At 67.9% G+C, this 14,759-nt stretch carries 11 protein-coding genes and 1 pseudogene; 2 read left to right on the top strand and 10 right to left on the bottom strand.

Annotation, left to right across the window (positions count from 1 at the left end; all coding sequences use genetic code 11):
- Window positions 1-386: 386 nt before the first annotated feature.
- Entirely contained in the window at window positions 387-1,013 is a 627-nt protein-coding gene (locus tag OG223_RS47405; protein ID WP_329263292.1) for a transposase, read from the bottom strand.
- A gap of 242 nt (window positions 1,014-1,255) precedes the next feature.
- A pseudogene (locus OG223_RS47400) lies at window positions 1,256-1,975 on the bottom strand (ISL3 family transposase); the annotation flags it as partial.
- 253 nt (window positions 1,976-2,228) lie between these two features.
- Here OG223_RS47400 and OG223_RS47395 point away from each other — a divergent pair.
- Both OG223_RS47395 and OG223_RS47390 read left to right on the top strand, forming a co-directional pair.
- Window positions 2,229-2,648, top strand: a complete 420-nt coding sequence (locus OG223_RS47395; protein WP_329263290.1) for a hypothetical protein — start codon at window positions 2,229-2,231, stop codon at window positions 2,646-2,648.
- The gene (locus OG223_RS47390) at window positions 2,645-2,857 is read left to right on the top strand and encodes a helix-turn-helix transcriptional regulator (protein ID WP_033327906.1); all 213 of its coding nucleotides are present in this window, start codon (window positions 2,645-2,647) and stop codon (window positions 2,855-2,857) included. Before OG223_RS47395 ends, OG223_RS47390 begins: the two co-directional genes overlap by 4 nt.
- A 230-nt stretch (window positions 2,858-3,087) precedes the next feature.
- On the opposite strand, the gene OG223_RS47385 is transcribed toward OG223_RS47390, so the two are convergent.
- From OG223_RS47385 to kdpF, 8 genes are all read right to left on the bottom strand, one after another.
- Window positions 3,088-4,611: an ISL3 family transposase gene (locus tag OG223_RS47385; RefSeq protein ID WP_329263286.1), complete on the bottom strand. Its 1,524-nt coding sequence runs from the start codon at window positions 4,609-4,611 to the stop codon at window positions 3,088-3,090.
- A 411-nt stretch (window positions 4,612-5,022) separates the two neighbouring features.
- A complete protein-coding gene (locus OG223_RS47380) occupies window positions 5,023-5,958 on the bottom strand; it encodes a nitrilase-related carbon-nitrogen hydrolase (RefSeq protein WP_329263284.1) in 936 nt (311 codons plus the stop codon).
- 636 nt (window positions 5,959-6,594) lie between these two features.
- Window positions 6,595-9,138, bottom strand: coding sequence for a sensor histidine kinase (locus tag OG223_RS47375; protein ID WP_329263282.1), 2,544 nt, complete (start codon window positions 9,136-9,138; stop codon window positions 6,595-6,597).
- Between the two features lie 2 nt (window positions 9,139-9,140).
- Window positions 9,141-9,824, bottom strand: a complete 684-nt coding sequence (locus OG223_RS47370) for a response regulator (RefSeq protein WP_329263280.1) — start codon at window positions 9,822-9,824, stop codon at window positions 9,141-9,143.
- A 136-nt stretch (window positions 9,825-9,960) separates the two neighbouring features.
- Window positions 9,961-10,629 carry a potassium-transporting ATPase subunit C gene (locus OG223_RS47365; RefSeq protein ID WP_329263278.1) on the bottom strand — a complete coding sequence of 223 codons (669 nt, stop codon included), beginning with the start codon at window positions 10,627-10,629 and terminating at the stop codon, window positions 9,961-9,963.
- Between the two features lie 5 nt (window positions 10,630-10,634).
- Window positions 10,635-12,779 (bottom strand): potassium-transporting ATPase subunit KdpB, encoded by a 2,145-nt coding sequence (gene kdpB / locus OG223_RS47360; protein WP_329263276.1) that lies wholly within the window; start codon window positions 12,777-12,779, stop codon window positions 10,635-10,637.
- Window positions 12,776-14,440 carry a potassium-transporting ATPase subunit KdpA gene (gene kdpA, locus OG223_RS47355; protein WP_329263274.1) on the bottom strand — a complete coding sequence of 555 codons (1,665 nt, stop codon included), beginning with the start codon at window positions 14,438-14,440 and terminating at the stop codon, window positions 12,776-12,778. Before kdpA ends, kdpB begins: the two co-directional genes overlap by 4 nt.
- 8 nt (window positions 14,441-14,448) lie before the next feature.
- The gene (gene kdpF, locus OG223_RS47350; protein WP_016434100.1) at window positions 14,449-14,538 is read right to left on the bottom strand and encodes a K(+)-transporting ATPase subunit F; all 90 of its coding nucleotides are present in this window, start codon (window positions 14,536-14,538) and stop codon (window positions 14,449-14,451) included.
- Between the last annotated feature and the right edge of the window lie 221 nt (window positions 14,539-14,759).

Genomic DNA, 14,759 nt, shown 5'->3' with positions numbered 1-14,759 from the left:
AGCCCCCGGGTCGCAGTGACTGTCCGACCACTGTGAGCGGCTGGAGCCGCATCGCCGACAACGCGGCTCCAGCCCTTCGTCCTCCCCAGCCTTTTTCGAGACCGGGATGTACTCCCGCGCATCCCGGACGGGTGGTGAGGACGGTCAGCGCGAGACGGCGACGGGAGGGGGAATCCGGCGCTGCCTTCGCGCTCTCAGCCGCCGTCCGTGCTCACCAGCCCGGACGGCGGCTGTCGGCCATTCCACCACCCATGCCCCCGACCGGAGCACCCTTTTGATGACAAAAGGTCGACGGGAAGGCGAGATGTGGCTTTGTAGGTGAGTCGACTCCAGTTGTAGGCGAGTTCTGGGTTCTGACACAGATCTTGGGGAGCGGTCGCGGAGCGTTACTGAAGCAGGATCATCTTGCGGAGTAGTTCGAATCCGGCTCGTCCGTAGAGCTGCCTCTTGATCTTCTTGATGCGGTTGACGGCGCCCTCGGTGCTGCCGGAACTCCACTCCAGGGTGAGCCCAGCGGTTACGGCGCCGAGGTCTCGGAGCATGTGGAGCGCGAAGCCGGTGAGGCCGGGCAGTTGACTGACGGCGACGGCGTCGATCCAGGCAGGGAGTCTGCCGCCGAGGCGGCCGGTGAGTATCTCGCCGAAGTCGCGGACATGCCCGGCTGCCGTGTCCAGTTCGCGACAGCGCGCCAGGACGTCCTTCAAATCTGCGCGGTCCTCCTCGCTCAGGGCCGTGGGGTGGCGGGTGAGCCAGCCAATCACCTGCCGCACCGTCGGTGGCGGGGGTGGTGTGCCTGGCGGGGCGGTGCGCAGGTTGGCGATGTGGGCGCGGACCATGGCGTAGGTGACGGGGGCGTCCTCGGCAAGCAGTTCGCTGTGCAGCTGGGTGACGCTTGTGCATCCCGCGGCGAACCGTCGCTCCAAGTAGGGCTTGTAGGGATCCAGCCTGCTGGGCCGGGGCCTGTTCTCGCGGAAGGTGTCCTGCCAGCGTGCGGCGGCCGCGTACCGGAGCACGTGTTGAGACCCCAGCCCAGGTGCCGGGTGATCGCCCGGCGGGAGTGGCCTTGGGCGAGTAACTCGTGGACCAGGGCGTGTGCGGCCTTCTTGCGCTCGGCCCGTCGGCCGACAGGATCCGGGTCGGGAAGGCCCGCGTCGCCTTGCAGCGTGTCAACGTTCGACGGCTCGGGCGACGTCGGAGCGCGCAGACACTCACGGTGGGCGGCGACACAGGTCTCCACTGCACGGCCGAGGCCTTGCCACAAGTGAAACCGGTCAGCAACCTGGAGAGCTTCGGGGGCGCCGCGTCGGGCACCCTCGGCGTAGGCACCTGCCCGGTCCCGACAGATGATCTCCACGCCCGGGTGGCTGGTCAGCCACCCGGCCAGCGGCCCCGCTTCGCGTGTGGGGAGCACGTCGACCACGCGATGGGATTCTCCGCAGGTCAAAACGGTGGAGTACGTCTGACCCCGGCGGATCGCGAAGTCGTCCACGCCCAGCACGCGCGGCGTGCTGAACTGCGGATCGGGCAGCGACATGACCCTGCGCAACAAGGTCATCCGTCCTGCGCCGAAGCCCAGTTGGGCGGCCAGCCGGGCGCCGGCCCGTCCGGCCAGCGCGAGCCCGACTCGCTCCAGGACGTGGTTGAGCCGAGTGGTGAACCGTGAGTACGGGGCGGTCAACTGCGTGAACGGCTCGGCGAACGTGCGGCGCCGACAGTCAGCCGCCCCACAGATGAAACGCCGGACTGTCAACAGGATCACGACGCTCTGCTCACCGAGCGGGAGATCCTTCAACCTGCGCTGATAGCAGTCGTGCACCCGGTCCGAGAATCGACCGCAGTCCGGACATGCCGCCTCGGCCGCCCGGCCTCTCGCCACCACATCGACGGTGCCGAAGGCAGAGGTCACCCCCTCGACGTCCACGTCGTCGATCCCGGCGAACACGAGGGAATCCCAGAATGGTGCATCAAGTTTCATAACAGCACCGTCGTCGCGTGGGGACCGCCTGGGGGTGCTGGGTGGCCGCAGCGACTGCGCCACTTCCCGGGCTGGCACTGGTCGGCAACGACCAGGCGTGGCTGCACTGGCACGACGGTGAGTGAGAGCGTCGGCACGCTCCGGGCTATTTCGTGCGGCGCGCGGAGGCTCAGGGGTGGTGGTCGATGCTCACGTCCGCCGCCGCGTGACAAGGACCCTTGACGTTAAGACAAGTCACCTTTACGTTTGCCGCATGGAGAAATCGCAGGAGAACCGCCAGAGCCGAAGCGACATAGTCCGCGCCCGCGCCTGGTTCCTCGACTGGTTGCCGGCCGTCATCGGCCTCGTGTTGCTCAGCCTGATCTCGGAGTTCGGCCTCTTCGGTTCGGCGGGCTCATGGAAACTGTTCTGGTCGCTGCTGAATCTCACGCCGGCGCTGTGGGTCGTCCGGGCCGTGATCAGGAGCCTGCGCCGCGCCGACGAGTACCAGCGCCGTTGCCAGCTCGAGGCTCTGGCGATCGGGTTCGGCGTGCTGGTCATGTCGATCCACACCGTCGGGCTTCTCCAGGCAGCCGGCGTGGGCGACCTGCGGCAGCTGGTCCAGATCAGCTTCATCGTGAGCATCCTGATCTGGATCGCAGCCCTGCTGTTCAAGACCCCGCGAACCCGATGAAGAACCGGCTCAGGGAACTGCGGGCGATGCGTCGTTGGAGCCAGGCTGACCTCGCCGACCGCCTCGGCGTCTCCCGGCAAACGGTCTACGCCATCGAAACGGGCCGCTACGACCCGAGCCTGCCGCTCGCGTTCAAGATCGCCGCCGTGTTCGGCGAACCGATCGAGGATCTTTTCTCCCCGGACGAGGACACGGACTCCAAGCCGTGAACGCCGGGAGGCGTGCAACCCGGGCAACTGAGGCTGCGGTCTGCGGCTCCTGACACGTCCCTCAGGAACACCAGCAACCCCCATGTGATCGTTCGCCATCCAATCCAGTCGATGCAGGGCAGCGCGACCCGAGCGACTGACTTCGCTGTCAAAGGACAACCAAGGTGACGCTCCGCGACCGCTCCCCAAGATCTGGCTCTGTCGCTGATTTGGGGGTGTCAGCCGGTTGATCAAGGTGACAGGAGGATGCGGCGTCGCAGGAGGTCGAAGTTGGCCCGGCCGTACATCTGTCTCTTCAGCAGCTTGATTCTGGTGACGTTGCCTTCGACTGCTCCCGAAGTGTGGGTAGTGGTCAGGGCGGCGAGTACGGCTGCGCGGTCGCGGCGTATGCCGGCGGCGAGGGTACGGAGTTCTCGTTGTCCGTCGAGGCGGACGTCGGCGAGCCAGACGTCGAGGGCCAGGTGCTCGCTGCGGCGTTCGCGCACCATCGAGGCCAGGCGCCGGGCGTATTGGGTGGTCGTGGCCAAAGCGGGGCTGCGTTCGCATAGTTCGTCGAGGCATTTGCGTTCGGTGTCGGTGAGTTGCTCGGGCCGGCGCATGATCCAGTCGGTGACCCGGCGGACGGTCACATGGGGCAGCGGGGCATCCGCCGGGATCGTTCCGGTGCGGTAGGGCCGCAGGTGGCTGCGGACGGTGTTGACGTCTCCGCGGTAGCCGATCTGTTGGATCTCCCGGGTGAGTGCGGCAGCGTTGGTGCATCCCTCCATCCAGCGGTGATGCAGGTAGAGCCGGTAGTCGTCGACCATGCTCGGGCGGTCGGTTGCCGCGCCAAGAAGTTGTTGGACATCAGCGGCCCGGGCGAAGCGCAGGACGGTGCCGCGGCTGAGGTGGAGTTCACGGGCGATGGCGCGCAGACTGTCGCCGCGTTCGATGCGTTCGTGGATCTGCTGGTGGCGTTCGCGGGTGCGGGCCACCAGCGGTCGAGGCCGTCCGTGCACGTCCAGTTCACCCAGGGCGGTGTGATGGACGTCCGCGGGTGGGCAGGTGTCGTCCTGGTCGGCGCGGACAGTGAGGGGTTCGCGCAGGTTGGCGCGGTGTCGCCCAACGATTCGTTCGACGGCTTCGGCGAGGTTGTGGAGCAGGTGCCAGGCGTCGGCCACTTGCCGGGCCTGTGGCGCACCGGCGTGGGCGCCGTCGCGCAAGGAGCCGGCACGGTCGCGGCAGACGATCTGGACCTCAGGGTGCTCTCGAAGCCAGGCCGCGAAGGTTTGCGCGGTGCGGTCCGCGAGGACGTCGACGGGACGGTGGGTGTTCATGTCGACGAGGATCGTCGCGTAGGTCCGGCCGCGGCGCACGGCGAACTCGTCGACACCCAGACACGGGACAGATTCCGGCGCCGGGACGGGCAGTGCGCGCAGCAGGCGGAGCAGTGTGTCCTTGCCGGTGGTCACAGCCAGGCGACCGCACAGATTGGCTCCCGCACGTCCGCCCAGAAACAAGGCGATGTCGGTGAGTTGAGTGGTGAGCGCGTTGGTGCGGCGGGCATGTCGACGCGTCAGGTCCGGTATCTGCTCGGCGAACGTCCGACGCCCGCAGCTGCCGTTACCGCACACGAGACGGCGTGCCCGCAGATCGAGCCGCGCCTGACGGCCGGCGACGGGACGGTCTGCCAGACACCGCTGGTAGTAGCAGTGCACACGCGAGGATCTCCATCCACATCCCGGACAGGCGGCCGACCCCACCGTGGACCGCACAGTAAGCCGGACCTCGGTGTCCCCAAAAACCACTGCTTCGACAGACGCCCCAACCCCCGGAAGAAGAAGGTCGGCGAGGCGAACCACATCCCCCACACCCAGGTGATGCCCACCTCCTCTTGATCGTCACCACCCCCAAATCAGCGACAGAGCCCAAGATCTGTGCCAGAACCGAGTTCTGACTCCAGTTGGAGGGGGGCTGATCCCGCTGGGGGCCAGCCAACGGTCCGGGGCGCTCACGAGAACGCGAGCGAGGGGTCCCGGGAATGCCCGGGCATTGACAGTGGCCAGGTGGATGTTCCCGCCGGCGGCCAGCGAGTGGGTGGTATCCGGCCGGCATTGGTGACGCTGTGCAGGGCCGGAGCGGCCGGCCGGGTGCCGTCTGTTTGGCGGTGCCGGCGGTGGGTGATCTCAGCGGGCGGGTTGCAGGGTGGGGTTGAGGGCGAGGCGGTTGTCGGTGGGGTGGTGGCCTTCGGGGCTGAAGGGCGGGACGGTGGCGGGGAGGCAGTCGGCGATGAGCAGGCAGTCGTGGTGGCGGTCTTCGGCGGTGGCGGCGATCAGGGGTTCGCCGTCGGGGGCCCAGATGCCGGAGTTGCCCTGGTACTGCCAGGAGCCTGCGGGGACCTGTTCCCAGCCGCGGCGGTTGGCGTAGGCGATGAACAGGCGCCAGATGCCGGCCATGGCGGGGATGATGTGGCGGGTGGCGTCCTGGTAGGGCACCTGGCTCATGGTGCCGTCGGCCAGGCGAAAGTGCCCGTCGGCGGCGGTGGGCCCGAGCACGACCTGGGCCCCGCGCCCGGCGAGGTACTGGTACAGCGGCGGGAACTCGCACTCGTAGCAGTTGAGCACGCCGACCCCGATGCCGTTCAGGCTGACCACGGGCGGCAGGTCCTGGCCGAAGGAGTAGTTGCGCCGCTCGGCGGCCCCGTACAGATGGGTCTTGCGGTAGTTCGCCGCCACCAGCCCGTCCGCAGCGATGATGCTGATCGAGTCGTAGAACGCGTCCCCGTCGCGTTCGGGGTAGGGCAGGACCACGGCCAGGGCGTTCTCCTTGGCCGCCAGCCGCGCACGCTCGACCGAGGGGCCCTCGCGGTGCTCGGCCAGCTCGCGGCACTGCTGGGGACCGATCGCGTAGCCGGTGGTGTACTTCTCCGGGAAGACCACCACCTGACAGCCGTAGTCCGCCGCCAGCGCGGTCACCCCGACCAGACGCTCCAGGTTCTGCTCCACCGCCTGCCGGCTGCCGACCGAGCCCTGGCCCTGGTACAGCGCCACCCGAAGTCCTTCACCGACAGCGGGCGCGGCGCGCGAGGCAGAGCGGAACACGACACGGACAGGCTGAGTCATCAACAGAAGATCCTTCGGTGAAGGGCGGTCCGGACGACCGCCACCAGCAAGAACGACTCACCCCGCCCCCGGACACCAAGATCCCCGTCCGGCCCGGACCGGACCCGATCGTCACAGTCACCGACTTCCAGAGACCACCACTGGGTCTGATCACAGGGCGCGACGTCGGCGCCGGCCGTCCACCGCGACTCCGTGGCGGCCGCTGCCAGTCCGAGGCGTTTCACTGTCCGGCGTTCGGGTGAGGCTGCTCAGACGCGGCGGTCGCGCAGCGCGGACGCCGGCGGCTGCGCACGTCAGGGAAACCGTCAAGGTCTTGTGCCACCCGGCAGGTGGAGTCGGAACCTGCCTACAGCTGGAGTCGGTTGTCCACCTACGAAGCCACGAGATGACTCAAACAGGAACGCAGCAACCTGAGCCGCCAGTTCTCCGCCACGAACCGACGACTGTCATCCGTCAACTGCCAAGCGCACTCCTGCGCAGGCCGACAACCGCTCCGGCATCGCAGCATCTTCCACACGACGTCCGACAAGGATGACGCTCTCGCAAGCACACCGACCAAACAAGCTGTCATGCCAGCATCAAACACAGGCGCTGAGGCCGTCCCACCCGCTGTCCGAGGCCGTCGAGCCTCGCCCTTCAGGGCGTGACCGCGGCCGACAGATCCGGCTGCTCCGGCCGGCGCTCCGGTGCTGTCGGCAGGCTGAGCACCATCGTGAGTCCGCCGCCCGGTGTGTCCTCCGCGCTCAGGGTGCCGCCCAGGGCTTCCGTGAAGCCGCGGGCCACGGCCAGGCCGAGGCCGACCCCGGCGCCGCGCGGAGAGTCGCCATAGCGTTGGAAGGGCTCGAAGATGCGGTCCTTGGCCTCGTCGGGGACACCCTGCCCGCGGTCCACCACACGCACCTCGACCCGGTCCGCGATGGCGCTCGCCGACACGAGGACCTTCTCCTCCGGCGGGCTGTACTTGACCGCGTTCTCCACAATGTTGGCGACGGCCCGCTCCAGCAGCCCCCGATCCACGTGGACCATGGGCAGCGTCTCCGGGATGTCCAGTTCCACGCTGTCCTCCGGCACCGCGACCAGCGCCATCGGCACGACCTCGTCGAGGTCGGTCTCGCGGATGATGGGGGTCACCGTGCCGGTCTGCAGGCGGGACATGTCGAGCAGGTTGCCCACCAGTTGGTCGAGGCGGTCGGCGCCCGCCTCAATGGCTTCCAAGAGCTCCGCCCGGTCCTCCTCCGACCAGTCGACGTCGTCGGAGCGCAGAGACGTGACGGCCGCCTTTATCCCGGCCAGTGGGGTACGGAGGTCGTGGCTGACGGCGGCCAGCAGCGCGGTGCGGATGCGGTTGCCCTCGGCCAACTCCTTGGCCTGGTCGGCCTCTTGCTGTAGGCGCCGGCGGTCCAGGACGACAACGGCCTGGGCGGCGAACGCGGCGAGCACCCGGCGGTCGGAGGCCGGCAGTACGCGCCCCGACAAGGCCAGGGACATGTGGTCGCCGACCGGCACATCGACGTCCGCGTGCTCGGGGTTCTGGCAGGGACGGGGGCCGACACTGCCCGCGCAGGTCCACGGATCCAGCTCGCCGGCCCGTTCCAGCAGCGCCACCGACTCCATGCCGAAGGTCTCCCGCACCCGCTCCAGCAGAGCCTCCAGGCTGGTCTCGCCGCGCAGCACGCTGCCCGCGAGGAAGGACAGGATCTCGGACTCGGCGCGCAGCCGGGCCGCCTGATCGGTGCGCCTGGCGGCGAGGTCCACCACCGAGGCCACGGAGACGGCCACACCGACGAAGATCGCGATGGCGACGATGTTCTTGGGGTCGGCGATGGTGAACGTGTGGACGGGCGGGGTGAAGTACCAGTTCAGCAGCAGCGATCCCACCGCCGCCGAGGCCAGCGCGGGGAGGAGTCCGCCGAGCAGAGCCGCCGCGACGGTCAGGGTGAGGAAGAGCAGCATGTCGTTGGCGAGGCCGACAGCCGGGGTGGCGCTGGTCAGCAGAAGGGTGAGCAGGACGGGGCCCAGCACGCCCACGAGCCAGCCCCAGATGAGCCTGGGCCGGCCGAGCCGCGCGCCCCGGTTCACGGGCAGTCCGCGTCCCTTGCCCACCTCGTCGTGCGTGATGAGGTGGACGTCGAGATCGGGTCCGGACTCACGGGCGACCGTCGAGCCGACGCCGGGCCCGAACACGTACTGCCAGCTCCTGCGCCGGGAGACACCCATCACGATCTGGGTGGCGTTCACCCCGCGGGAGAAGTCCAGCAGCGCGGCCGAGACGTCGTCGCCGACGACCTGATGGAACGTGCCGCCCAGATCCTCCACCAGTGTTCGCTGGACGGCCAGTTCCTTGGGCGAGGCGGAGGTCAGGCCGTCACTGCGCGAGATGTAGACAGCCAACACCTCGCCGCCGGCGCCCTTTTCGGCGAGGCGCGCGGCCCGGCGGATCAGTGTCCGGCCCTCCGGCCCGCCAGTCAGGCCCACCACGATCCGCTCCCGCGAGCCCCAGATCGTCGACACCTGATGCTCACTGCGGTACTCGGTCAGATAGGCGTCGACCCGGTCGGCCACCCACAGCAGCGCCAACTCCCGCAGGGCGGTGAGGTTTCCGGGCCGGAAGTAGTTCGAGAGGGCCGCGTCGACCTTGTCCGGCTTGTAGATGTTGCCGTGCGCCATCCGGCGGCGGAGCGCCTGCGGCGACATGTCGACGAGCTCGATCTGGTCGGCCCGGCGTACGACTTCGTCGGGCACGGTCTCCTGCTGCCGTACGCCGGTGATGGACTCGACGACGTCGCCGAGCGACTCAAGATGCTGGATGTTGACGGTCGAGACGACGTCGATTCCGGCCGCGAGGAGTTCCTCGACGTCCTGCCAGCGCTTGGTGTTGCGGGAGCCGGGGACGTTGGTGTGGGGCAGCTCGTCGACCATCGCCACCTGGGGGTTCCGGGCCAGGACGGCGTCGATGTCCATCTCGGTGAACGTCGTGCCCCGGTACTCCAGTTCGCGGCGCGGGATCTCCTCCAGGCCGTGCAGCATCACCTCGGTGCGCGGCCGGCCGTGGTGTTCCACGAAGGCGATCACGCAGTCGGTGCCGCGTTCCACGCGCCGGTGTGCCTCGGAGAGCATCGCGTACGTCTTGCCGACGCCCGGTGCCGCGCCGAGGTAGATCCGGAGCTTGCCGCGTCCCATGTTCATCCTTCGAAGCGGTAGCCCATGCCGGGCTCGGTGATCAGATAGCGGGGGTGGGCGGGGTCCGTCTCCAGTTTGCGGCGCAACTGGGCCATGTAGACCCGCAGGTAGTTGGTCTTGTTGCTCTGGGACACCCCCCAGACCTCTTGGAGCAGGTGCTTCTGGGTGATCAGGCGGCCGGGGTTGGTGATCAGGATCTCCAGCAGGTGCCATTCGGTCGGGGTCAGCCGGATGTCATGTCCGCCCCGCGTCGCCTTCTTGGCACGCAGATCGACGGTGAACTCGTCGGTCTCCACCACGGTCGACTCCGGAACGAGCGGCGTGTCCTCCCTACGGCGGACAGCGGCTCGCAGGCGGGCCAGAAGCTCGTCCATGCTGAACGGCTTCGTGATGTAGTCGTCCGCGCCCGCGTCGAGCGCGGCGACCTTCTCATCCGACGCCTGCCGGGCCGACAAGACCAGGATCGGGACCCGGGTCCAGCCGCGCAGCGCCTTGATGACGTCGACGCCGTCCATGTCGGGCAGTCCGAGGTCGAGCATCACCACGTCGGGCTGTCGCGCCGCCGCGAGCCGGAGCGCGGTGGCGCCGTCGGGCGCCGCGTCGACGCCGTAATGGCGTGCCTGCATGTTGATTACGAGGGCCCGTACGAGCTGCGGGTCGTCCTCCACCACCAACACCCTGGTCATGGGTGTACGCCTTTCGTGTCGTACGGGCAGTCGCGAAGTCCGGGAACAGCACAACCGGCCTCAATGCGACGGGAGTCGGCGGATCCGGGACGTCTCCCCGGCCGCCGACTCCCACGCGGATCGTCGCGTAACGCCATCAGCTCTTCGTCACAAGGGACTTGAGCGCGATGTTGAGTTCCAGGACGTTCACCGTGGGCTCGCCGATGAAGCCGAGGGTGCGGCCGTCGGTGTGGTCGTCGACCAGCTTCTGCACCTGGGCGACGGACAGCCCGTTCTTCTCGGCGATGCGGTGGGCCTGGAGGTCCGCGTACGCCGGGGAGATGTCCGGGTCGAGTCCGGAGCCGGAGGAGGTGACCGCGTCGGCGGGCACCTGGGACGCCTTGACCGTGTAGCCGGGCACCGAGTTGTCCTTGATGACGGCGGCCTTGGCGTCCTTCACCTGCTGGAGGAGTACCTTGCTGTCGGCGGAGAGGTTGGTGGCGCCGGACAGGATCAACGAGTACTGCGTGTTGATGCTGTTGGTGCCGAGTCCGTTCTGCGGGCGGCCCTGGAACCACTTCAGATCCGGGTCCGGGGTCTCCTGGCCCTTCTTCAACGGCAGGTTGTACGACTGCCCGATGAGGGAGGAGCCGACGACCTTGCCGTCCGCCTTGATCTCCGAGCCGTTCGCCTTGTTGTTGAACAGCGCCTGGGCAATCCCCGTGACGGCGAGCGGGTAGATGACGCCCGTCACCACGGTGAGTACCAGGAGGGCCCGCAGACCGGCCCAGAGCAACCGGGCGGTGTTCGTAACCGAGTTGTTCATGCCGATCAGCCGATTCCGGGGATGAGGGAGATGAGCAGGTCAATGATCTTGATGCCGATGAAGGGCGCGATCAGGCCGCCGAGGCCATAGATCGTGAGGTTGCGCCGCAGCATCTTGTCCGCGCTCACCGGCTTGTACTGCACACCTCGAAGGGAGAGCGGCACCAGCGCGATGATGACGAGCGCGTTGAAGATGACGGCCGACAGGATCGCGGAGTCGGGCGAGGCCAGGTGCATGATGTTGAGCTTGTCCAGGCCCGGGTAGACGGCCGCGAACAGCGCCGGGATGATCGCGAAGTACTTCGCGACGTCGTTGGCGATGGAGAACGTCGTCAACGCGCCCCGGGTGATGAGGAGTTGCTTGCCGATCTCGACGATCTCGATGAGCTTGGTCGGGTTCGAGTCGAGGTCGACCATGTTGCCGGCCTCCTTCGCGGCCGACGTACCCGTGTTCATCGCCACGCCGACGTCCGCCTGCGCGAGGGCCGGGGCGTCGTTCGTGCCGTCGCCGGTCATCGCGACCAGCTTGCCGCCGGCCTGCTCCCGCTTGATCAGGGCCATCTTGTCCTCGGGAGTGGCCTCCGCGAGAAAGTCGTCGACGCCCGCTTCTTCCGCGATCGCCTTGGCGGTCAGCGGGTTGTCGCCCGTGATCATGATGGTCTTGATGCCCATGCGGCGCAGCTCGTCGAACCGCTCGCGCATACCTTCCTTGACGACGTCCTTGAGATGGATGACGCCCAGGATCCGGGCACCGTTGTCGTCCTCGACAGCCACGAGCAGCGGGGTGCCACCGGCTTCCGAGATGCGGTTGGCGAGGGTGTCGGCGTCCTCGGAGACGGTACCGCCCTGCTCCTTGACCCAGGTGATGACCGAACCGGCCGCGCCCTTACGGGTCTTGCGCCCGTCCACGTCGACACCCGACATGCGGGTCTGGGCGGTGAAGGCGATCCACTCGGCATTTGCCAGCTCGCCCTGGTGGCGCTCGCGCAGGCCGTACTTCTCCTTCGCCAGGACGACGATGGAACGGCCCTCGGGCGTCTCGTCGGCCAGCGAGGAAAGCTGGGCGGCATCCGCCAACTCGGCCTCGGTGGTGCCGGACACCGGCACGAACTCCGACGCCTGGCGGTTGCCGAGGGTGATGGTGCCGGTCTTGTCCAGCAGCAGCGTCGACACGTCACCTGCGGCCTCGACCGCACGGCCCGACATCGCCAGAACGTTGCGCTGCACCAGTCGGTCCATACCCGCGATACCGATCGCGGACAGGAGCGCGCCGATCGTCGTCGGGATCAGACAGACCAGCAGGGCCACCAGCACGACCATCGTGAGGTGCGTGCCCGCGTAGTCCGCGAACGGCGGCAGGGTCGCCACCGCGAGGAGGAAGACGATCGTCAGCGAGGCCAACAGGATGTTCAGCGCGATCTCGTTGGGCGTCTTCTGCCGGGCGGCGCCCTCGACCAGGGCGATCATCCGGTCGATGAAGGTCTCGCCGGGCTTCGTCGTGATCTTGATGACGATGCGGTCGGAGAGAACCTTCGTACCGCCGGTGACGGCCGAGCGGTCGCCGCCGGACTCACGGATGACGGGCGCCGATTCGCCGGTGATCGCCGACTCGTCGACACTCGCAACGCCCTCTACGACGTCACCGTCGCCGGGGATGATGTCGCCCGCCTCGCACACGACCAGGTCGCCGATCGTGAGCTCGGTGCCGGGCACCTGCTCCTCGGTCTTGCCGTCCTTGCCCAGACGCCGCGCGACCGTGTCGGTCTTGGCCTTGCGCAGGGTGTCGGCCTGCGCCTTGCCGCGGCCCTCGGCGACGGCCTCCGCCAGGTTGGCGAAGATGACGGTCAGCCACAGCCAGACGCTGATCGCCCAGCCGAACCAGTCGCCCGGGTCCTTGAAGGAGAAGATCGTCGTCAGCACCGAGCCGACGAGGACCACGAACATCACGGGGGACTTGACCATCACCCGCGGGTCGAGCTTGCGAAGAGCGTCCGGCAGGGACTTGATCAGCTGCTTCGGGTCGAACAGACCCGCGCCGACCTTGCCTTCGTCCTTGTGACCGGTCGGCACATCGCTGTGCGGCGCCCGGGTCGGAGTGGCAGTGGACATCGAGTCCTCTTGGTTTTCTTGGTCGTCTATGCGGGTGGTCATGACGCCAGCCCCTCGGCCAGCGGCCCCAGCGCCAGCGCCGGGAAGTACGTCAGACCGGTGATGATCAGAATCGCGCCCACCAGCAGACCCGTGAACAGCGGCTTTTCGGTGCGCAGGGTGCCCGCCGTCGCCGGGACCGGCTTCTGCTCGGCGAGCGAACCGGCCAGCGCCAGCACGAACACCATCGGCAGGAAGCGGCCGAGGACCATCGCGAGTCCGGTCATGGTGTTGTACCAGTCGGTGTTCGCGTTCAGGCCTGCGAAGGCGGAGCCGTTGTTGTTGGCGGCGGAGGTGAAGGCGTACAGCACTTCGGAGAAGCCGTGCGCGCCGGAGTTCAGCATGGAGTGCGGCGGGGTCGGCAGCGCCATGGAGGCGGCGGCGAAGATCAGTACCAGGGCCGGGGTGATCAGGATGTAGCAGGCCGCGAGCTTCATCTCGCGGGTGCCGATCTTCTTGCCCAGGTACTCGGGCGTACGGCCGACCATGAGCCCGGCGATGAACACCGCGATGACCGCCATGATCAGCATTCCGTAGAGACCGGAGCCGGTACCACCGGGTGCGATCTCGCCCAACTGCATGCCCAGGATGGTGATTCCGCCGCCGAGCCCGGTGAACGAGGAGTGGAAGGAGTCCACCGCGCCCGTCGAGGTCAGCGTCGTCGACACCGCGAAGATCGAGGAGGCGCCGACACCGATCCGGGACTCCTTGCCCTCCATCGCACCACCGGCGGCCTGGAGCGCCGCGCCGTGGTGGGCGAACTCGGTCCACATCATCAGGGCGACGAAGCCGACCCAGATGGTGGCCATGGTGGCGAGAATCGCGTACCCCTGCTTCACGCTCCCGACCATCACACCGAACGTGCGGGTCAGCGAGAACGGGATGACCAGCAGCAGGAAGATCTCGAAGAGGTTCGTGAACGGGGTCGGGTTCTCGAAGGGGTGGGCGGAGTTGGCGTTGAAGTAACCGCCACCGTTGGTACCGAACTCCTTGATCGCCTCCTGGGAAGCGACCGCGCCGCCGTTCCACTGCTGGTGGCCGCCCATGAACTGACCGACCTCGTGAATGCCGGAGAAGTTCTGGATCGCACCGCAGGCGACCAGCACGAGCGCGGCGATGATCGAACCGGGGATCAGGATGCGAATGACGCCGCGCACCAAGTCGGCCCAGAAGTTGCCGAGTTCACCGGTACGCGAGCGCGCGAAGCCGCGCACGAGAGCCACCGCGACGGCGATGCCGACAGCGGCGGAGACGAAGTTCTGCACGGCCAGACCGGCGGTCTGTACGACGTGGCCCATGGCCTGCTCGCCGTAGTACGACTGCCAGTTGGTGTTGGTGACGAAGGAAGCAGCCGTGTTGAACGCCTGCGCCGGCGAGATCGCGGAGAAGCCGAGCGAACCGGGCAGCACGCCCTGAATCCGCTGGAGCAGGTAGAGGAAGAGAACGCCTACCGCGGAGAAGGCCAGCACGCCGCGCAGATACGCGAGCCAGCGCATCTCGGTGTCGGGGTTGGCACCGATGCCCTTGTAGATCCACTTCTCGACACGCCAGTGCTTGTCGGAGGAGTAGACCTTGGCCATGTAGTTGCCAAGGGGGACGTAGGCGAGTGCCAGTGCTCCTATCAGGGCGAGCAACTGGAGGACGCCGGCAAGTACGGGACCCATGTCTTGTCTCAGAACCTCTCCGGGAAGATCAGGGCGAGGACGAGATAGCCCAGCAGGGCGACGGCCACGACGAGGCCGACGATGTTCTCGGCGGTCACAGCTTCGTCACCCCCTTGGCGACGAGGGCCACCAGCGCGAACACCGCGATCGTGGTGACGACGAAGGCCAGATCGGCCATCGCGAGCTCCTAGAGGAGGTTCTGGAATCCGCAGGCGAATCGTCCGCGAGCGGATCGGACGAATAGAGGAAACCCCGTCTCTGGCCGGATTCGAGCGCCGTTGACGGGTCCCTTACGGCGTGTCGTACACCTTTGACGGAA

Source organism: Streptomyces sp. NBC_01478 (assembly GCF_036227225.1).
Taxonomy (GTDB): Bacteria; Actinomycetota; Actinomycetes; order Streptomycetales; family Streptomycetaceae; genus Streptomyces.
Note: the sequence above shows the minus strand (reverse complement) of the source record. Positions and strands in the feature narration are given on the sequence as shown.